At 50.0% G+C, this 19,534-nt stretch carries 13 protein-coding genes; 8 read left to right on the top strand and 5 right to left on the bottom strand.

All coding sequences use genetic code 11. From position 1 onward, the window contains the following. Window positions 1-160 precede the first annotated feature (160 nt). From ABD744_RS22745 to ABD744_RS22725, 5 genes are all read left to right on the top strand, one after another. A complete protein-coding gene (locus ABD744_RS22745) occupies window positions 161-319 on the top strand; it encodes a hypothetical protein (protein ID WP_344800915.1) in 159 nt (52 codons plus the stop codon). Window positions 320-643: 324 nt separating this feature from the next. Beyond that, window positions 644-1,669 (top strand): DUF481 domain-containing protein, encoded by a 1,026-nt coding sequence (locus ABD744_RS22740; RefSeq protein ID WP_344800914.1) that lies wholly within the window; start codon window positions 644-646, stop codon window positions 1,667-1,669. Further along, window positions 1,663-2,307: an ATP-dependent zinc protease family protein gene (locus ABD744_RS22735; protein ID WP_344800913.1), complete on the top strand. Its 645-nt coding sequence runs from the start codon at window positions 1,663-1,665 to the stop codon at window positions 2,305-2,307. Before ABD744_RS22740 ends, ABD744_RS22735 begins: the two co-directional genes overlap by 7 nt. Before the next feature lie 34 nt (window positions 2,308-2,341). Beyond that, window positions 2,342-3,937 carry an inactive transglutaminase family protein gene (locus tag ABD744_RS22730; RefSeq protein ID WP_344800912.1) on the top strand — a complete coding sequence of 532 codons (1,596 nt, stop codon included), beginning with the start codon at window positions 2,342-2,344 and terminating at the stop codon, window positions 3,935-3,937. Beyond that, window positions 3,937-4,875: an alpha-L-glutamate ligase-like protein gene (locus tag ABD744_RS22725; protein WP_344800910.1), complete on the top strand. Its 939-nt coding sequence runs from the start codon at window positions 3,937-3,939 to the stop codon at window positions 4,873-4,875. Before ABD744_RS22730 ends, ABD744_RS22725 begins: the two co-directional genes overlap by 1 nt. A gap of 20 nt (window positions 4,876-4,895) precedes the next feature. Here the strand turns inward: ABD744_RS22725 and ABD744_RS22720 are convergent, their stop codons facing one another. The 3 genes from ABD744_RS22720 to ABD744_RS22710 all read right to left on the bottom strand — a co-directional run bounded on the left by ABD744_RS22720 (window position 4,896) and on the right by ABD744_RS22710 (window position 9,348). Beyond that, the gene (locus tag ABD744_RS22720) at window positions 4,896-6,686 is read right to left on the bottom strand and encodes a bifunctional diguanylate cyclase/phosphodiesterase (protein WP_344800909.1); all 1,791 of its coding nucleotides are present in this window, start codon (window positions 6,684-6,686) and stop codon (window positions 4,896-4,898) included. 163 nt (window positions 6,687-6,849) lie between these two features. Further along, window positions 6,850-8,775: a sensor domain-containing diguanylate cyclase gene (locus tag ABD744_RS22715; RefSeq protein ID WP_344800908.1), complete on the bottom strand. Its 1,926-nt coding sequence runs from the start codon at window positions 8,773-8,775 to the stop codon at window positions 6,850-6,852. 123 nt (window positions 8,776-8,898) lie between these two features. Beyond that, window positions 8,899-9,348 (bottom strand): HIT family protein, encoded by a 450-nt coding sequence (locus tag ABD744_RS22710; protein ID WP_344800907.1) that lies wholly within the window; start codon window positions 9,346-9,348, stop codon window positions 8,899-8,901. Window positions 9,349-9,669: 321 nt separating this feature from the next. On the opposite strand from ABD744_RS22710, the gene ABD744_RS22705 reads away from it, so the two are divergent. The 3 genes from ABD744_RS22705 to ABD744_RS22695 all read left to right on the top strand — a co-directional run bounded on the left by ABD744_RS22705 (window position 9,670) and on the right by ABD744_RS22695 (window position 14,551). After that, window positions 9,670-10,230, top strand: coding sequence for a TetR/AcrR family transcriptional regulator (locus tag ABD744_RS22705; protein WP_344800906.1), 561 nt, complete (start codon window positions 9,670-9,672; stop codon window positions 10,228-10,230). A 222-nt stretch (window positions 10,231-10,452) separates the two neighbouring features. Further along, complete coding sequence (locus ABD744_RS22700) at window positions 10,453-13,464, top strand: response regulator (RefSeq protein WP_344800904.1); 3,012 nt, start codon at window positions 10,453-10,455, stop codon at window positions 13,462-13,464. 55 nt (window positions 13,465-13,519) lie between these two features. Further along, complete coding sequence (locus ABD744_RS22695) at window positions 13,520-14,551, top strand: AraC family transcriptional regulator (RefSeq protein WP_344800903.1); 1,032 nt, start codon at window positions 13,520-13,522, stop codon at window positions 14,549-14,551. A 43-nt stretch (window positions 14,552-14,594) separates the two neighbouring features. Here the strand turns inward: ABD744_RS22695 and ABD744_RS22690 are convergent, their stop codons facing one another. Continuing rightward, entirely contained in the window at window positions 14,595-14,837 is a 243-nt protein-coding gene (locus tag ABD744_RS22690; RefSeq protein ID WP_344800902.1) for an acyl carrier protein, read from the bottom strand. A 105-nt stretch (window positions 14,838-14,942) separates the two neighbouring features. Continuing rightward, a complete protein-coding gene (locus tag ABD744_RS22685; protein WP_344800901.1) occupies window positions 14,943-19,427 on the bottom strand; it encodes an ATP-binding protein in 4,485 nt (1,494 codons plus the stop codon). Window positions 19,428-19,534 lie beyond the last annotated feature (107 nt).

Genomic DNA, 19,534 nt, shown 5'->3' with positions numbered 1-19,534 from the left:
AACCACTGGTGTATTTTTGATCTATATCAATAACCACCCCCTTCCACTGCGACGCACTTTCTAAAATTGATCTCAGTCAATATTTCGGCCGCAGTTTGGTTCTACATTGTAGTCATACCAACGAACGACAAATCATCACAACGATGATAGGAGAGAACCAATGAGCACCATCTACGATTTTCAAGAAACCGCAGTTTACGAAGACGAGCCAATGGATAAGCCGGACAATTCTGTGATGACCTATCTGGTGCCGATTCTGATTTTAGCCGTGCTTGACCTGGTGCCTTTGGCGATTGGCCTGAACCACTATTTTTCTTAAGTCGTTCCACGTTTTCGCGTCATTCGTTCTGCATCGAGTGACCGGGAACATAAGCGATACACCTGACTTGCTTTGACATTTACACGCTGACGCTTAACCCATGAGTCGGCGCCTTGTATACGATTTCGATTCCCTCCTAATCGAGTCTTTTGCCGAGGAAACCCCTCGGCTTTTTTCACTTCATCATTTCGAAACTTTCCGGCTCTTATAATGTCTGTTGTACTTCAACACGCATTCTGTATTAACCTAGTCCCATCAGACGTTTTAGTCGTCTGAACAGGAATTTTCACAGAGCCTTAATCACTTAAACTTCGAAAGACATCCATGCAGCGCTCATTACTGATACGGACATTAACAATACTGCTACTGGGCTGTGCATCCATCAACACCCAGGCAGATCAAATTTTAACGGGCAATGGCGACCAGCTGACGGGCTTCATCAGCCACATGGACAGCGGTCAAATCACCATTTCAACCAACCACTCAGGTTCGGTCTCCGTCCAACGCACCAACATTCAATCATTGATTCTTGAGCGAAACGTCAGAATCAAACTCAAGGACGGCCAGGTCATCGAAGGCAAGCTTCAAAGCATTCGGGACGGAGTCACCTTAATCGACACCACCGCAGGCGACAGCCTGGAACTGGAATCGCTCGATCAGGTGAGTTACCTGTACTACTTGTCGCCCATCAATAAAGAGTGGGACGTCAGTGGTTCTATCCACGTGGCCATTGACCTTGAACGCGAAGAAGACGGCGATGAAAGTGAAGAGTGGGACATCACCCTCAGCAACTCCATCACCTACAAGCAATTTCGTAATAACATGCTGATTGAGTTCGAGCGGGACAAAAACAAAGACGTTACTACCGACGAAGAACTGTTGTTTGAAGGTTCTCTCGACTACTTCCTCGACTCCAACACCTTCCTGTCTGCCATGTACCGCCATGAAGAAGACGACTTTGAAAACCTGCACCGCCGTCGTGTCTACGGCTTTGGTATCGGTAATCAACCCTGGCAAGCGCCCTTTCAAAAGCTGTCTTATGGGCTGGATCTGGTTCACTTGCAAGAAGAGTACGATGAAGGTCAAAACATCAATGAAAATGGCCTTGAGTTCCGAATTTATTACCGCGAAGAAACCGTCATCAGCAACCTGTTCTTTTTGCAGGACCATAAATATTTAAAACTGGAAAGTGGCGATCAACGTATTGATACCAAGTCGGCACTCGAATATGGTTTACCGTACAACATAGGTTTAAGCCTGAACTACAAATGGAACTACAACGACGCGCCTGAAGCAGGCAATCGCAAAATCACTAACAATTTAACTTTTGGAGTATCTTATAAATGGTAACCCGTAGTCTGAGCACCCTTTTTCTGGTTTCAACACTGGCCGGTTGTGCCACTTTCGGCCAACCCGAAAACCAACCCCCGGCTTGCCCTGAGCCTGTTGCCCAAGAAGTGAAGGCCTGCCCGGAAGTGGTGGCTCCGGAACCTAAAGTCGTTACCAAAGAAGTGAAAGTCGAAGTACTGCCTGAGGCTTATAAGAGCATTGAAGACAAACTGGTGATAGGCCAGGTCGAGCATACACTGGTTGACCCTTCCGGCTGGACCTTTAAGTCGCGCATCGACTCCGGTGCCACCACCACTTCCATTGATGCCCGCGACATCAAAAAGTTTGAGCGCGACGGCAAAGACTGGGTACGTTTTAACCTGTTCGACAGAGACACCAAAGAAACCTTTGAAATCGAAAAGCCGGTCAGCCGTGTAGTTCAGATCAAACGTCACGGGGCAGGCATCCAGGAGCGCTATGCCATTGAGTTGAACTTAACCATTGGTAAACTGAGCGAAACCGTTGAAGTTACTCTGACCGACCGAAGCGATTTCACCTATCCGGTACTGATTGGCCGTAACTTCCTGATTGACCGTGCCGTAGTGGACGTCAGCGCCAAGTTCATCGCCAAAACCCCTAAAAAAACCGTTAAACAATAAGCTCATCACTTAATTACAGGATTCGCAACTTACTATGTCCAGTCGCGCTCAAGTTTACTTTATTGCTCTGATCCTGATCATTGCAGGGTTAGGCCTTACCTTTTATAAAGCCCACGAAATGGATTTCCCGCTTGCCAAAGGTGAAAGTCGCCAGGTCTGGACAGTGGAATCCGTTGTTAAATTCAAAGCCAACAAAGAAGCATCCGGTGACCCGGTAAAAGTCAGCCTGACGCTGCCAAGCCAACAGACAGGCATTACCCTGCTTGACGAGCAGTTCACTTCAAACGGTTACGGATTAACCACCGAAGTTGAAAATAACGTTCGCAGAGTAGTGTGGAGCACGCGTGAAGCCGTCGGCCCACAGCGTCTTTACTACAAGCTGCAATTAACCCACGATGGCCAGCAGCAAGCCGAAAGGTTGCCAGAACCCATTGCCGAGCCGGAATCCGGTCTGTCCAAAGACGAAACCATTGCAGCGCAAGCCATCTTAGACATGGCGTACCAGCAATCCTCCGACACGGATCGTTTGGTTCGCCGTATCATTCAAATCATCGAAACCAAAGACATCCCGGAAGTGGATTTCTTGCTGAAGCAAAACCTGGCTACCAAGAGCAAGCCAAAACTGGTCAAAAGCATCTTGGCCCTGAATGGCACAGACGCCACTATGGTGCGCGGCATCTATCTTGAAGACGGCCATCGTCGCTTACCGCCGACCGAAATTCTTGCGGTCTTTATCGACAACGACTGGCACCTGTACAACTTTGGCTCCGAGCGTGACACCACCCTGGATAATTTCTTGATTTGGCAGATCGGAGGGGAATCCCTGCTCGACGTGGAAGGCGGTTACGATTCCGACGTTCGTTTCTCAATCATCAGTAACCTGATGTCCGCTCAGAAAGTGGCAATCTGGAACACTTTAAACGCCGACGGCAGTGAGAGTGACTTCACCATTTTCAGTTTGCCAATCGAACAGCAAAGCATCTTTAAATTGATTTTACTGATTCCTCTGGGCGCACTGGTGGTTGTGTTCTTGCGTGTCATCATCGGCGTTAAAACCTCAGGAACCTTTATGCCGGTACTGATTGCCCTGTCCTTCATTGAAACCTCACTCACAACCGGCCTGCCGGTCTTCCTGACCATTGTAATTGTCGGCTTGTTGATCCGCTCCTACCTCAGCAAAATTAACCTGCTGTTAGTGGCCCGTGTCGCAGCCATTGTGGTCATCGTGGTGGGGTTGATGGGGCTGATCAGCATCACAAGCTTCAAACTCGGTATTGAACAAGGCCTGATGGTCACCTTCTTCCCGATGATCATTCTTGCCTGGACCATTGAACGTATGTCCATCATCTGGGAAGAAGAAGGCCCGAAAGATGTGTTGGTACAAGGCAGCGGCAGCTTGTTGGTAGCGATTGCCTGTTATTTTGTGATGACCTCCGAAGCCGTCAAATACCTGGCCTTCAACTTCCCGGAACTGCATCTGGCAACGCTTGGTTTCATTTTCATTCTCGGTCAGTACAACGGCTACCGTTTGTCAGAGCTGTTCCGTTTTGCTCAGGTGGCCAAGTCGGAAGACAGCTGGAACATGCCTGAAAGTAAAACGCCGAACGCGACCAAATCGGGAGATGCTTAATGATCACCAGCCCCTTAACCTTAAAGCGTATGGGCATAATGGGGATGAATCAACGTAATGTGGATTACATCGCCCGCTACAATGACCGTCGCTACTACCCGTTAGTGGATGACAAACTGAAAACCAAACACGCCGCCATCAAGGCAGGGATTTCGGTGCCAACCCTGATCGGCAAAGTGTCTCATCAATTTGAAATCAAACCGGCACTGGAAAGGCTCAAGCAGCTGAACCAGTTTGTGGTCAAGCCGGCCCAAGGCAGTGGCGGCAAGGGCATTCTGGTGATCACCGGCCGCGAAGGGGATTACTTTCTGAAGCCCAGTGGCGAACACATTTCTTTGATGGACGTACAACGCCATATCTCCAACACATTAAGCGGCTTGTATTCATTAGGTGGTCGAAACGACGTGGCCATGGTGGAAGAACTGGTGAACTTCGATCCCCGATTCAACGATTACAGCTATCAGGGTGTGCCCGACATTCGGGTCATTATCTTCAAAGGATTTCCGGTGATGGCTATGATGCGCTGTTCCACCGAGTCGTCAGATGGTAAGGCCAATCTTCACCAGGGCGCTGTGGGCGTAGGATTAAGCATTGCCACAGGTAAAAGTTTATTCGCCGTCCAAAATGACCGGTTAATCACACACCACCCGGACACCAATAAAAGCTTTGAAGAGCTGGATATTCCCCATTGGGAAACCATCCTGACGCTCTCCGCTTCCTGCTTTGAAATGACCCACTTAGGTTATCTCGGTGCCGATATCGTACTGGATAACGAACTGGGCCCTTTGATTCTGGAAGTCAATGCACGACCCGGGCTGGCCATTCAAATAGCCAACCAGATCGGTCTTAAACACCGACTGGAAACCATTGAGGCTATGGAGCATCCGGAGATGTCTGTGGCAGATCGGGTCCAGTGGTCCCGCGATCACTGGTCTTAACGACCGCTGTTCGTTGGTGGTCAGACCGCTAACTCATTAGCCTGAGTCTCTGCGGTCGCCTTGTCCGGAAGATCCTTCAGGAATCCGGACATGCTCAGGGTCGCCAGCTTATTTTGACTCTGTTTGGCAGCCTTTTTAGCTTGTGCCGCCAGCGCCGCAATGTCCTGCGACGCAGCCACGCCCAGGCAATCCTGATACACGACGCCCACCGACAAAGCACTTAACGGGAAGCGTTGCTGACGGCCGGAGCGGTCATGGGCGGAAATGTAACCCTGCCGGACATTCGTTTCCGGGTAGTAGGCAAGCACATCCTCGGCATAACACCTTTGAACCGTTTCACACACCTCAATCACACTCACACTGTCTTCAAAAATCACCACAAAATCATCACCGCCGACGTGACCAATGAACGAGTGATCCAGCGGCACATGCGTTCTCAGGATATTGGCCAATAGTTGGATCACCTGATCCCCTCTGGCATACCCTAAGACATCGTTTAACGGTTTGAAGTGGTCTATATCAAAGTATGCCAGCGTGTAATCCCGCCCGGAAGTTTCCAGCTCTTGCAACTTTTCATTGATCGGTACGTTCCCCGGCAACAGGGTCAGCGGGTTGGCGTACCGCGCCGACCGGATTTTCATGTCGGTAATCCGCTTCAATACATCACGGGTACTTCCTAATCCATGGTATAAGCCATCTCGCTCGATAATGAAGTGTTGACGAATGTATAAGTCTTCTTCGTCGGTCAATAACCGGCTGACCTCGGATAAATCCTCATCCCAGGCCACCACAATCGGGTTGTGCGCCATGTATTGCTTCACCGGTTTATTCTCGTGCAGCGCCCGACCAAAAGGCAACGAAAAGAGTTCGAGTAAGCTCCATTTAGAAATCATCCCCACGGGTCGCCGTTCTTCCACCACTGGTATCGACGAGACAAAACCGGCGGAAGAAAAACGCTCAGAGACTTCTTTCAGGCTAGTGTTGGAGGAAATCGGCTGAACGCAAGCCGCCAATGAGCCTACTTTTCCCAGTGAAATCGGGTCTGACTTGGTTTTGGCAAATTTGAACAAATTCGAAATCACCGGCACCGGTTTCGGCTTACCAAAATAAAACCCCTGACACAGAGAGATGCCCAGGTCTTGCACCGTTTTAACTTCGGCTTCTGTTTCAACGCCTTCGGCAATTAAGTTACAGCCCATGCCGTTAGCCAGCTGCACCACAGACGCCACAAACTCCCGTTTAACCAAGTCGGAGTCAATGTCCCGTACAAAATGACGGTCAATTTTGACGTAATCGGGCTTCACTTCAGACCAGAGCTTCAGCCCCGAGTAACCGGTGCCCAAATCATCGATGGCAATCCGAAAGCCCCTGGATTTCAAGACGCCCAATGCCTTTAAGGTTTCACTGATGTCGGAAGCCGGGTACCGTTCAGACAACTCCAAAACCACCTGCCGGGGATCAATTTCAACGAAAGCCAGCAGTTTATCCAGCTTTTCAAGACTGAAGGTCGGCGCTTCCAATGCCTGAGGGCTGACATTGATGAACAGCAAGCCATCCACCCCCAAAGCTTTAAATCGTTGCGCAGACTGGCGACGACACAGGTGTTCGAGAGACTCCTGCAACCCCGCCCGTTCGGCCGTTTCAAACAACACGCCAGCGGAGAACAGTGGAGAATCCGAAGGCCCGCGCGTCAAAGCTTCATGCCCCAGCACCTTCTGTTTATGAAGGTCTACGATCGGTTGAAAAAAAGTCTGTATCGTTCCCTGATGGATGATTTCCCTGAGTGTTTGTTCCAGCGTACACCAATTCATGCCAGCTACCATCTCACCTGTTTCGTCTCATGCGTTCTTTAAGACGTCATTTATTGCATTGACTTCATGCTTAAGTTCCATAAAGGAGCATAATGGTCAGATAATATGACATTCCTGTGACAAGCCTTTCAGAATCAGCCACAGACGTCTCAGGTGCACTCGCTCACGCTTTGCTGGCTACCTCTTTATCAGAAGCACACACAACTTTGTTTCTGCCCGTTTGCTTGGCTCGGTATAACATTTCATCGGCCCAACGGTATAAGTCATCCGCCGATTTATCCCCATCGCTTTCAACCACGCCGATGCTGCACGTAATTTTAGGCTGGATGTCCGAATCCTCTACGGATTGGCGCAATCGTTCCAGTACCACAAAGGCATCATCCAAGTGGGTGTTGGGCAAAATGATAGCGAACTCTTCGCCACCCACCCGACACAACACATCCAAATTCCGGATTTCTTGCTCAATCACCTGAACCAGAAATTGCAGCACTTCATCACCCACATCATGGCCATAGTCATCATTCACTTTCTTAAAAAAGTCGATGTCGGCAATGGCCAGACAAAACATCTGCTCTGGATTACGTTTCAGATTTTCAACGTGGGTGGCTAAGGTCGAATCAAAAAACCTCCGGTTTTTGCAACCGGTCAATGCATCCGTCACCGTCAAATCCCGCAACCGACGCTCTAATCCCTTTTGAGCACTGATATCAATCAAAGACCCCACGTAACCAAGATTTTTCTTACCCTTACCTGAAAACGGGAAAAAGTTCAGCAAGCCATCAATGCAGCTGCCGTCTTTGGCCAGCAGTTTCACCTCGCCTTCCCAACTGCCGCGCTCAATTAACGTCTCCCAGATGCCTCGTAGTTTCTTATTGTTCGGGCCGGATGAGAAACCCCACAAGGGTTTACCCACCACCTCATCCGATTGATAGCCCGAGATCATTGAAAACTGAGGGTTTACCCGCTTCACACAGCCATCGGTGTCCAGCAACACAATCGGCGACATGGACTTCATTGCCGCCTGCGCCATGAACGATAACTCCATCATCCTGGATCGCCGGGTTCTGAACCAGCTTCCCAATGCCGCAATAGACAAGGCCACAACAATGATCAGTACCCGCCAACGTTTAAAATACAATAAATGGGTCTCAGCCAGCGATTGCACTTTGTCTGAACTGAACAACACCATTGCCCAAACATCAAACTTCACGTGGCGGCTTAATTTAACGGACATAGGCTGGTAGCCATAATAGGTATCTCCACTGACAATATTGGCTTCGCCCCGTTGCATTTTTTGCCAAACTGCAGGCTGATCCACCGCCAACGAAAACGCTGCGCGTTGAGCCAGTTCATGGCCAAACAAACGGGCATCTTCGACGCCATACAAATAATGTGAGCCCTCAGACAACAACAAAAATTGGGTTTTCGACTCATCAAGATCCACCAGCACGTTCTTTAAGAAATCATTAAACGCAATGCTGACCACGATATAACCCACCGGCAAATAACCGTCATACACCGGGGCAATCAACCTCAGAGCCAAATTCCGGTAACCGGACTCATCTGTCAGCGTCGTGTGCACAAAGCCACCCAAAAAACGTCCCACCGAATTCATTGATAAGGTTCTGAGCTCATGAAAATACGGTTCATCATGAATGTGACCATCTTCGTTATCCAACAAACGAACAAAAAAGTCTTCTTGTCGCATATGCAACAGATCTTTTCCTTGGGCGTTGACCAGGCGAATGTCGACAATGTCTTCTTCCAGCAGGAATAAATTGCGAAAGGCATCGGTTAGTAACAAATGATTGTCTTCGGTATCCTCTTCCAGAAACCGAAGCAGCACTTCACCGTCCGATAAGAGAAACGTCATTTGGCTGAGCGTATCAAGGCGATCATTGATTCGGCGAGACACCACATTCATCAGTTTAGAGGCACCAGCCCGCTCTTCTGACACAATCTGGCTGATAATACGGCGCTCTTGTGCGGATATTTGCCACAAGAGAATAGAGTAGCTTATGGCAAATAAACCCAAAAAATACGCACAAGTCTTGGCATTTCGCTTTAAGCCCAAAGATTTCGAGTTCATTAAATCCAAAACCAACACAATCTAAGAATCGCAAGTGAAAGGGTCGCACCTGTCTGTGGTACGACCATTCAATTTGCCGCTTAATCTAATCCTAGACGGAAATAGTCAGCTTGGTAGTGCTTGTTACATAGTATTAGGCAGGTGGTTCCGAATCTTAACGGCCCAGGAAGACAAGCGCTTTTCGGCCAGCAAATAGTTCAGCGGGTTGGCAAACCGAGTCATAAAACGATAGGGCAACTTCGCCAGATCCCAGCCATAACGGGGAATGATATGTAAATGGACATGGGGGACATGCTGATTGGCCTTAGGGCCATCGTTAATCAAGAAATGGACGTCTTTAATCCGGTCATCCGCTTTTTTCAGCGCGCCACTCAGGCGATGTCCTGCATCCAGCAGCGCAGCACGTTCGTCACTTGTCAATGCGGATACGGTAGAAGCATGGGTTTTACTGAGCACAATAATATGACCGGGGCTGAGCGGAAACTTATCCATGATGGCATGGGTATGCTCGGTCACTTCCAACGCATGGGCAGGCAGAGCCCCTTGGTTAATCTGGCAAAAAATGCATGACATAGTAATTCATCCCTGACAATTTAAGATCACTCTACTGCATTCACCCGTCCGGTAAAAGCGTCCTGACCGGACTGGGTTCACATCGGCCTCAAAATCGGGGATTCCAAGGAATTTCTATAATTTGTGAAAACAATCATGAAAACCGATGCCAAAAGCCCTTATGCTGTCGCACTGAACACCAGAAAAAAGTAACCATACATACCACATATAAGACCGATTTATACCGCTTAGTCATTAAGATGGCTCGCCCCCTTGAAATAGCTGTCAATAAACGTATATAAACACGTCCGGGTATAACAATAAGTCACAAGCGAGTAATCCATGTCTCTAGCAAAACAGAAAGATTCGCGCTTTACAAAAGATCACTGGATTGAGAAAGCACTGGAAGTCCTATCTCAAACCGGAGGCGCTAAAATCCACATTGAAAAGCTGGCCGCCAAATTGGGCGTGACCAAAGGAAGCTTCTACTGGCACTTTGAAAGTCGCAACGATTTCGTAGATCAGGTGCTTGATTACTGGGATGCGCACAGCTCCCAAAGCGTCATCGAGTTCATGAGGGAACATGAACATGAAAACGCCAAAAATGCACTCACCATATTGACGAATTACCTCATCGATCAGGATCAGATTCGTCACGACATGCCGGTTCGCTCGTGGGCCGTGCAGGAAAACCGGGTTCAGACCCGAGTCGAAGAAACCGACATCAAGCGAGAGCAGTACATTGTCAGTCTGCTTACTGAAGACGGTTACGATGAGTTCAGTGCCAGAAACTTTGCCAGCATCTACAACTGTTATGCACGATGCCATGGTTTTCTGCTGCCAACCATCACCCAGGAAGAGCTGCGCGAACGTTTGCTTTGGTTAATCGACAAACACCTGTAACCCCTCCCGGCCGAACACTTCATCCCGGTGCCTTGTCACAACGACCAGGATGAAGTGTTTTAAGCGCCAAATGCACACTCTTCTACTTTCTTCCTATTGCCTATTTTCTGTTTTGTTCTACATTTTAAGGGTCTATTCGGTAAATTTTCTGGCGCCCGATTTGCCTTATCGTTGATGATATAAACTGAGCTCTTTTGCCAAGGATAGGAACCAAAGTAACTCATGACAGAACCACGAACGAGCCAGAACATCCCGCTTATGAGTTCACTGGCCATCAAAATCCCCCTGACCTTTTTGGTCATCATGCTGGTATTCATCGCCACGTTCCTGAGCTTGCTTGAATTCAAAGGCAAACCACTGATTCTGGAGCTGTCCAACAAACAAGTGAAGCAAACCGGCGAGTCCATCATCGCCCAACTGGGTAACCGCATAGCCTTAACCGAGTCATTGGTCACGGCCATGGCCAATGCCGGAGAAGTGTTACCCACCGACGACGCCCTCCACCGACAGGTCATCAAAAGCATTGTGGATTATGAAGGCAACGAACACTTCATCGCCGGAGGCGGCATCTGGCCGGAACCTTACCGATACGACGCCACCAAAGAAAGGCGCAGCTTCTTCTGGGGACGGGAACCCAACAACACCCTCAAATATTACGACGATTACAATCAGCCGGAAGGGAGTGGCTATCACAATGAAGAATGGTATGTGCCCGCCAAGCTATTAGCTCAGGGGTCGGTGTACTGGTCCCGCTCGTACATGGACCCATACTCCTACCAGTCCATGGTCACCGCCACCGCACCTATGTTTCGCGACGGCAGCTTTTATGGCGTCACCACCATTGATTTAAAACTGGAAGGGCTAACCGAGTTCCTGGCCACCGAGTCCAAAAAATTTGGCGGTTACACCTTTGCCCTGGACCGAAATGGCACCTTCCTCTCCTATCCGAATGCCAAACTATCCAAACGCTACAGTGTTGATGAACAAGGTCATGACACAGAAACGTACTTAAACGTCGCAGATCTGGCTCAAGACTCTCCTTTCTTCTCCTCAATCGCTCACGCACTGCAAGGCTTAGACTACACAGACAAACTGCATGCCCATGCTCTGAATTTATCCAGAAAGCTGGCCGCCAACAGCTACCAGCTGGAAGAAGACGAAGCTACGATCATCATGCAAATGATCGAAGACCCATTGGCCAATAAAACCGCCGGCAATGCATACCTGTCACAAATCAGCATAGACAACGACCCCATTCTGGGCGAAGCCGTCATCGCAAACATTTTTCACGTTCCGGGAACCTACTGGAAAGTCGTGACTGTCACTCCAGTCACACGGGCCTTCGCCACCAGCGAAATGATCGTCCAGTCGGTGTTAAGCACCTCCTTCATTGTATTGGCGGTCAGCCTGCTGTGCGGCCTGTTTATCATGCGTCGAATGCTGATTACCCCGCTCCTGAGCATGACCCGGCAAATTAAAAACCTGGATACCAACACCTTATCCAACCCGGAAGAAGCGGCCATCAAAAACATCCACGGTGGTGAACTTGAGGAACTGGCCAACCAGTTTAATAACAGCACCCGCCAACTGATCATCTCCCACGCTGAACTGGAAAAACAAATCGGCCTGGCGGAACAAGCGGCAGAGACCAAATCCCAGTTCCTGGCCAACATGAGCCACGAAATCCGAACACCGATCAACGGCGTGTTAGGCATGATCACCCTGATCCGTCATACCGATCTCGACAAACAGCAACTGCACTACGCCAATATGGCACGCTCCAGTGCAGAATCATTGCTGTCGGTCATCAATGACATTCTGGACTTTTCGAAAATTGAAGCAGGCAAACTCGACATCGAAATGATCGACTTTGATCTGCGCAGTCAGTTGAATGATTTTGCAGGCAGCATTGCTCATTTGGCTCAGAACAAAGGCCTCGAATTAATTTTGGACATTAACCAGGTGCCCCACCAAATGGTGAAGGGAGATCCCGGTCGCATCCGACAAATACTGACCAATCTGGCTTCCAATGCCATTAAGTTCACTGACATTGGCGAAGTGGTTGTGCGCCTGCGTCTGGAACAAGCCGGCCGCTTTGGGCTGATCCTTTACGGCACCGTATCCGATACCGGGGTCGGCATTCCAAAACTGAAACAAGAACAACTGTTTCAGTCATTTTCACAGGTTGATTCATCCAGCACCCGTAAATACGGCGGTACCGGCCTCGGCCTGGCCATTTCAAAGCAGCTGTGTGAACTGATGGGGGGCGGAATTTCCCTGCGCAGCGAACACAACAAAGGCAGCCAGTTCAACTTCTCGGTCATGCTGCAAAGCAGCGAACAACCCATCACCAACTTGCCGGACGTCAACTTATCCGGCGTTTCAGTGCTGATTGTCGACGATAACGCCACCAACCGCGAAGTACTTCGGGGTCAGCTTGAGCACTGGGGCGCACAGGTGGCAGAGACCGACGGCGGCCACAAAGCGCTGGAAGTACTTGATAACTCGCAGGACAATGCTTTCCAGGTTGCCATTCTGGACATGCAAATGCCGTTTATGAACGGCGCAGAGTTAGGCCAGGCGATCCGCCAGAACCCCCGCTACAATGACTTACACCTGATTATGATGACCTCCATCGGAGAGCGGGGAGACGCCAACTACTTTGCTGAATTAGGCTTCGCGGCTTACTTCCCTAAACCTGCGTCCACCTCGGATCTGTACGATGCCCTGCGACTGGTCATAGATAACGGGGAAGCGCTGCACGCCGCTGAACCGCTGATTACCCACCACAACCTTCGCAGTCTGAAACGTAAACCGCTGAAACCGAACGCCAGAATTTTATTGGTAGAAGACAACGCCATTAACCAGCAAGTGGCTGCCGGCATCTTACACAGCATCGGCTATCACACCGACATCGCTGGCAACGGTGAAGAGGCCATCAGAATGTTGCAACAAGCACCAGAAGACGGGCAGTACGAGTTAATTTTCATGGATTGCCAAATGCCCATCATGGATGGTTACGAGGCCACCCGAGCCATTCGCGACAAAACCACCGACATCCCCAACCATGACATTCCCATCATCGCCATGACCGCCAACGCCATGAAGGGCGACATGGAAAGTTGCATCAAAGCCGGCATGGACGATTACCTCAGTAAACCGATTGATCCCGCTTCGGTCGAAGAGAAACTGAGTAAATGGTTAGTCATTAACACAACGCAGGAAAAAAACTGAAATTGTCATCATACCGAGATACACTAACGCAACGAGTTGAGATACATGGCCAATCATGAAAGAAACCACGGTAAGCACTTCATCAGCACGCTCGGTGCTGCATTACCTCACCACAAATAATTACCTGACCCCGCAAGGCCAATCCAAGCTGTTGGCCGAACTGCAAATACCGGAAGCATTAATCGATGATCAGGAAGGCCGGCTGCCCATCGAGAGTTATCACCAACTTTGGCACAAAGCCAAAGAAGTCAGTCAGGACCCCGCCATTGGTTTGCACGTGGGTCAGCAATCCAGTGCTGAATTAATGGGTCTGGTGACCAATGTGCTGGTGCACAGCGACACTCTGGAGCAAGGCATCGAACAATACGCCCGACTGTACAGCTTGGTGAATAACGGCATTGATCTGGTGTTCGACAAGCAAGGGGCCACTTCGGTCATCGAGTTTCATCATTACAAACCCGAGTTTTATTGCATTCAGGACATAGAGCGCACTCTGGCGCTGGCCGTGCAACGCTCTCGGCAATACGTGAATGATGAAATCCGGATGGAGAAAATTTGTGTTGCCCATTCCGCGCCACCTTATGCGGAAGAATACGAACAAGTGTTTGGTTGCCCGGTGGAGTTCGATTGCCCGGTCAGCACCATTGTCTTTTCCAGTAAATTTTTGCACTTCAGCCCAAAGCAGCGCAATCCCTATGTGAAGTCGGCACTTCAACGGTACGCCGAAGCCATCAATAACCGTTTATTCAAGCGAAAAATTGGCGATAAAGTCAAAGACATCGTTTTAGAACTACTGCCTCACGGCCATGCAGACATTGACCACGTCGCTCAACGGTTGCACATGAGCCGACAAACCTTATACCGAAAGCTAAAAAAAGAAGACCTGATATTTCAGGAGTTGGTCGAAGATATTCGCCAACAAAAAGCACTGGAAATGATCAAAGACCATCAGCATTCATTAAGTGAAATCGCGTTCATTCTTGGCTTCTCAGAACTCAGCGCGTTCAGCCGGGCCTTTAAACGCTGGACCGGAAAAAGCCCGAAGCACTTCCGTTTGAAATCTCAGGAAGAAAGCAACGAGCCCTAAATCCATAGCAGGCGTCAGCGCTGACGCCTGCAATCGCTGCGTGTTAAGCCGCAGCCGTTTCCGCAGAAATCAGCGCCACCACGTCAGCCACCGTTTTTACATTTTGTGCCGCATCGTCCGGGATTTCTATTTCAAACGCTTCTTCCAACGCCATCACCAACTCCACCGTATCCAGCGAGTCTGCACCTAAGTCTTCGGTAAAAGAAGCCTGATCCGTTACCAACGACGCCTCAACGCTCAGTTGCTCAACGATGATGTCTTTAATTTTTGCGTTTAGTTCACTCATAATAATTCCTGATTTTCTATCAATGATTGGATGTTTCATGTGGATTCGCCGCCTGTAACCACCAGAGGCGAACATTACGTTTTAGATTACGATTTAAATTATGTTTTACACGGCTTTTAAGGTCAGCACGGTTTCTCCTTCTTGCACATATTGACCGTCCAGATTTCGACAATGAACGACTTCATACTCGGCTTCCATTCTGTGATTCTTAAAGAAATGCTCCAGTTTAATGGGCATAAACATTTTCATGACCTCCAACAGCAGCAAGGTCTGGTTTGGAGTAATAACGTCTCCTTGCTGAACAAAAGGTCGGCTGTCCGGCGAGGGTGAAAAATAAATCACGCCCGTCGACGGAATACGTAACAACAGCTCCTGACCGTCGGGCTCGACAAACGCAGGCGTCGCATGTTTCGAATGCTGAGGGGCCAAGTCCTGACGGCTGCGTTTGGCCCACTGATCAACGTACAAGGTATTCACATTACCTTGCTCAAAACCCCCATCCGCCAGCAGCGCCTGAAGTAATGCCTGATTGGTGTTCACTCCGTCTAAAGTGAGGCCTTTCAAAAACTGAGTCATCCGTTCAATGGCTTGCGCCCGGCTATCACCGTGCACCACCACCTGAGCCACCAAACTGTCGTAAAACGGCGTCACCTCACACCCTTCTTTGGCCAGCGTAAGGACTTTTGCCCACGGCTCTTCCGGAATCACCACCCGTTCAAATACGCCCGTGGCCGGCAGGACATTTAAGTCGCCGCTGTTTCGGTCCAACGAGACGGTTTCGGCATTGATACGAACCTCAATGGCGTGTCCGGTATGCGCCACCCAAGCAGGCAAATGATCAATACTCAAACCTTCGGCAATGCGCAGTTGCTGTTCAACCAAATCCAGCCCCGACGTCATTTCCGTCACCAGATGTTCCACTTGCAAGCGGGTATTCATTTCCATGAAATAGAAACAATCCCGGCTCAAATCGTATAAAAACTCAACCGTACCCGCTCCGACATAATGGATCTGCTCCGACAACCGCTCCGACCACTGCGCTAATAAATCAATCTGATCGTCGGTCAATACATACTCACCCGACTCTTCAATGATCTTCTGACGATTACGCTGCAATGAACAATCACGAATACCGGCCATACGGAAATGTCCATATCGGTCCCGCAATACTTGCACTTCAATATGCCGAACCTGCTCTACCAGTCGTTCAATGTATAAATCAGCACTGCCAAAGGCACTGTTGGCTTCCTGACCCACCCGCAGGAAGGTTTCTTCCAGTTGTTGCATCTCGGTGACGATACCAATCCCTTTGCCGCCACCGCCGTGGCTGGCCTTAATGAGCACCGGTAAACCTATCTCATCAACAATGGCTTTGGCCTGATGAATACCGGAAACCACACCATGGCTGCCCGGCACAACGGGCACTTCGGCAGCTCTGGCCGTAGCAATGGCCTGAGCTTTATCGCCCATGAGTGCGATACTGTTATGATCCGGCCCGATGAAATTAATGCCGCGCGTCAGGCATTGAGCAGCAAAATCAGCATTTTCAGACAAAAAGCCAATGCCCGGATGCAACGCATCGACGCCTTCCAGTTCAGCAACCCGTAACACCGAGCCTGCATTCAAATAACTTTCTTCTGCCGTCTGCCCACCCAGGCACACCAAACGGTCACCAGGATGCAGGGCTTCCGTTATACGAGAATGCATGTCAGGGTCTGACTGCACCAATACCGCTGTTTTACCGGCCTTGTGCACCGCCTGAATTAAACGCTCCGCTGTGCAGCCACGGGAGTGAATCAACACTTGTTCGATCGGGCGATAGATTTTTTCCTGCACATCGCCTTGATCACTGTCCACCGAAGATTCTCGACGTTGCATTAACCAGTCAGCCAATACCTCTTTCAAGGATTCCGTCGCCATCGGCAGGCCCGGATCAACCGCCCGTAGTCGGGTATCCAGTCCTGGAATAAAGGGATGGCGAATCAAGCCCGACATGGCCTGTAGTTTGGTTGAACCAGACAAGCCAGAGGCAGGCTTTAAGTAGTTCGATAAACTGACCTGCAACGGCAAATGTTCAGGCACCACCACTTGGCCAGCAAATGGCAGATTAGTCCCCGATAAATAATAGTTGTCCACATCCGGGTGGGTCATCAAACTGGCTTGAGCGCCGCCGGTGCAATCGCCGAAACCAATCATCAGCAATTGACCTCCGGCATCCACAAACTGACTGATGGCTTCGTTCACTACCGCCATCGAGAACAAGGCTGACCCCCCTTCTTTGGTCTGCATTCCGCCGGAGGACACCAAACCAATCACGGGCAAGTTATGTTGTTCGGCTCGTTTTAATAAACGACACAGCTTTTCCGCCGCCGCCATATCAAAGGCACCGGCCTGAAAAGCGACATTACTGATGAAAGCGGCCACCCGAACCGGTTCAGCCGTCTGAACAGCGTCCCGCTCGGGTTCTGCCTCAGTGTTCAAAGCCGGTAAAATGCGCTCGGACAACGTGCCCACCCCCGTAATCAACCCACAGGGAGATATTGCTTCCGCCACAGCCTGCTCGATGCGGCCGGAGAAACCAGGAAACTGCTTACCATTGGAAGAGGTTAATTGCTGATCAAACGATTGCCAATGACTGAATAACAAAGCAGTCCATTGTTCAGACGTCACCAACCGCTGCTTTTTGGTTTCGTTCAGTACCTGCTGAACCCGAATGTTGCGTGATGCCTGTGACACCCGATGCCAAAAGTTTTTCTGACGACCAATGACCGTCGGTTGAAAGGCGCCATCAAAAGGAATGCCCCGAATCTGTAACTGATACAGGCGTACCAACAAAGTGCTGACAAAATACCCGGCCACCACCAGCAAACTTTGCTCGGTACGCGGATGCTGACGTTGCTTCCATTCATTAATACGGGTGATTTCCGGCAACACCACTTTTTGTTCCTGTAAATAGTTCAGCCAATGCAAAAAGCGTTGCGAGCGCTCACGATCCACCCCGAGACCGACGGCCCGATCCACCGCCTGTTTCAATAACCGGTTCACGGCATCCACCGACAACACCTGATGCAACGAATACTCCCAGGCCACCGCACAAATGTCGTCCAGAACGACTTCATAACAGCAGTCCATTAGCACCAATTGCTCTAAATGATGCTGCAACAGATCTCTCAGCTCCGGCATCATCACCAGATCTTTGATGTCGTATTGGGTTTTCAGCGGATCTCCAGAAGTGGACGATGAACCAAAAATATCCGGGCGGTGATTGCCCGGTGTGAGCCAGTAGGTCTTCAACGAAGCCACATAACCGGCCAAATCCGACTGCCACTGATGATAAAGATACAACGCCAATTCCAGCGCCAGCGACTCGTACAATGCAAACGGGTTATGCGTCGGTAACTGACCAATCCGACCGTTCATTAGCGCCGGTTCATCCTCATCCGCTGCTTCACACCTTTGATGCTGAAGTTCCGCCTGCATCATCAGCCACAATCGCTGGATGCGCTTTTCATACCGAACCGGATGACTGCTTTTCAGCCATTGCTGCAAACCATAATCGGGTGATAAATCCATATCACGCTCTTCTTTCAGCAGAAACTTATGTTTTGCCGAATGAAATCCCATGGCCGATTCCAGTGCCCGGTTGATACTGTGTGCCTGCGTCTCCAGGCCATCGGAAAATGTCAAACGATCGCGCAGAGTCTCGGCTCTCAACGCACGAATATTTTCACCCTCCTGCACCTGCTCCTTCAATAAAGAGAACGCCCGACCCAGTGCCAGTTTAAATCGATGATGCTGTTCATCGCCGGGGTGTCCGTGTCCATCCAGCGGGCTGAAATCAATCACCCCGTCAATGGTGCCATCTTGCTGCAACTCAACCGCACTGATACCAATAAGCCGGGCGCATTGTTGCCAGCTCAGCTTTTCCCGCCGGGCAATGGCGGCCAAACCTTGGGGCTGAATCGTACTGAATACCCCATCCCGAACCGCCAACAATCGATTGGTGGCCGCCAAAGGAATCGCCCCACCTGAATAGCCTTTGCCATAAATCACACCCACCGTAGGCACATCCAGGGCACAAAAGCGACAAATCAAACTGGAAATACTGTGCGCCTGTAATTGCTCGTTGGCATCGGCTCCGGCATTGGCCCCTGGCGTATCAATGAACGTGACCACCGGTAAGCGCATGGCAGAAATGTCAGACAACCAGGCTTCAACCTGACGATGATGGCTTGGCATCCACACCCCGTTTCTGACCGAGCGGTTCTGCGCCACCACCGCCAATTCCATCGTCTCTTGGGCGTCGCCATCGGTGTAACTGAATTCACATCGGGCCAAAAACAACGGCCCCTGATCACAATCTATGATCAGCTGATCCGCGATTTGATGAACCAAAGCCACCGCAGAGCTGCGATGAAGATCATCCACCGGTTGCAACACGTCGCGACCATAGTCCTGATGACTTTTGGCCTGAATTTCAGACACCCGTTGTTCCACCTGCTGATCTGTTAAAAACGGAAAGGTGGTTAAACCCGTTTTTAAGGCTTCATCCTGAGGGGTCGCCGACCCGGCAATGTCCTTTGTATCCATATCCAACATACATAACCTATGCTTCAGGAAGCATTACCCCTTGAGGAGGCCTCAATGGCAGGGTTTATGCCTCGAATTAAACGAAAATGAGCGTGCGCGAAACCGGT

The organism is Litoribacillus peritrichatus, assembly GCF_039537985.1.
Lineage (GTDB): Bacteria > Pseudomonadota > Gammaproteobacteria > Pseudomonadales > Litoribrevibacteraceae > Litoribacillus > Litoribacillus peritrichatus.
The sequence above is the reverse complement of the archived record's forward strand: the minus strand, read 5'-3'. Positions and strand labels throughout refer to the sequence as shown.

Coding starts and splice junctions, on each gene's coding strand:
- ABD744_RS22695 (WP_344800903.1), top strand. CDS start 13,520: ATGAAAGAAACCACGGTAAGCACTTCATCAGCACGCTCGGTGCTGCAT.
- ABD744_RS22735 (WP_344800913.1), top strand. CDS start 1,663: ATGGTAACCCGTAGTCTGAGCACCCTTTTTCTGGTTTCAACACTGGCC.
- ABD744_RS22700 (WP_344800904.1), top strand. CDS start 10,453: ATGACAGAACCACGAACGAGCCAGAACATCCCGCTTATGAGTTCACTG.
- ABD744_RS22685 (WP_344800901.1), bottom strand. CDS start 19,427: ATGGATACAAAGGACATTGCCGGGTCGGCGACCCCTCAGGATGAAGCC.
- ABD744_RS22725 (WP_344800910.1), top strand. CDS start 3,937: ATGATCACCAGCCCCTTAACCTTAAAGCGTATGGGCATAATGGGGATG.
- ABD744_RS22715 (WP_344800908.1), bottom strand. CDS start 8,775: ATGAACTCGAAATCTTTGGGCTTAAAGCGAAATGCCAAGACTTGTGCG.
- ABD744_RS22730 (WP_344800912.1), top strand. CDS start 2,342: ATGTCCAGTCGCGCTCAAGTTTACTTTATTGCTCTGATCCTGATCATT.
- ABD744_RS22710 (WP_344800907.1), bottom strand. CDS start 9,348: ATGTCATGCATTTTTTGCCAGATTAACCAAGGGGCTCTGCCTGCCCAT.
- ABD744_RS22740 (WP_344800914.1), top strand. CDS start 644: ATGCAGCGCTCATTACTGATACGGACATTAACAATACTGCTACTGGGC.
- ABD744_RS22720 (WP_344800909.1), bottom strand. CDS start 6,686: ATGAATTGGTGTACGCTGGAACAAACACTCAGGGAAATCATCCATCAG.
- ABD744_RS22705 (WP_344800906.1), top strand. CDS start 9,670: ATGTCTCTAGCAAAACAGAAAGATTCGCGCTTTACAAAAGATCACTGG.
- ABD744_RS22690 (WP_344800902.1), bottom strand. CDS start 14,837: ATGAGTGAACTAAACGCAAAAATTAAAGACATCATCGTTGAGCAACTG.
- ABD744_RS22745 (WP_344800915.1), top strand. CDS start 161: ATGAGCACCATCTACGATTTTCAAGAAACCGCAGTTTACGAAGACGAG.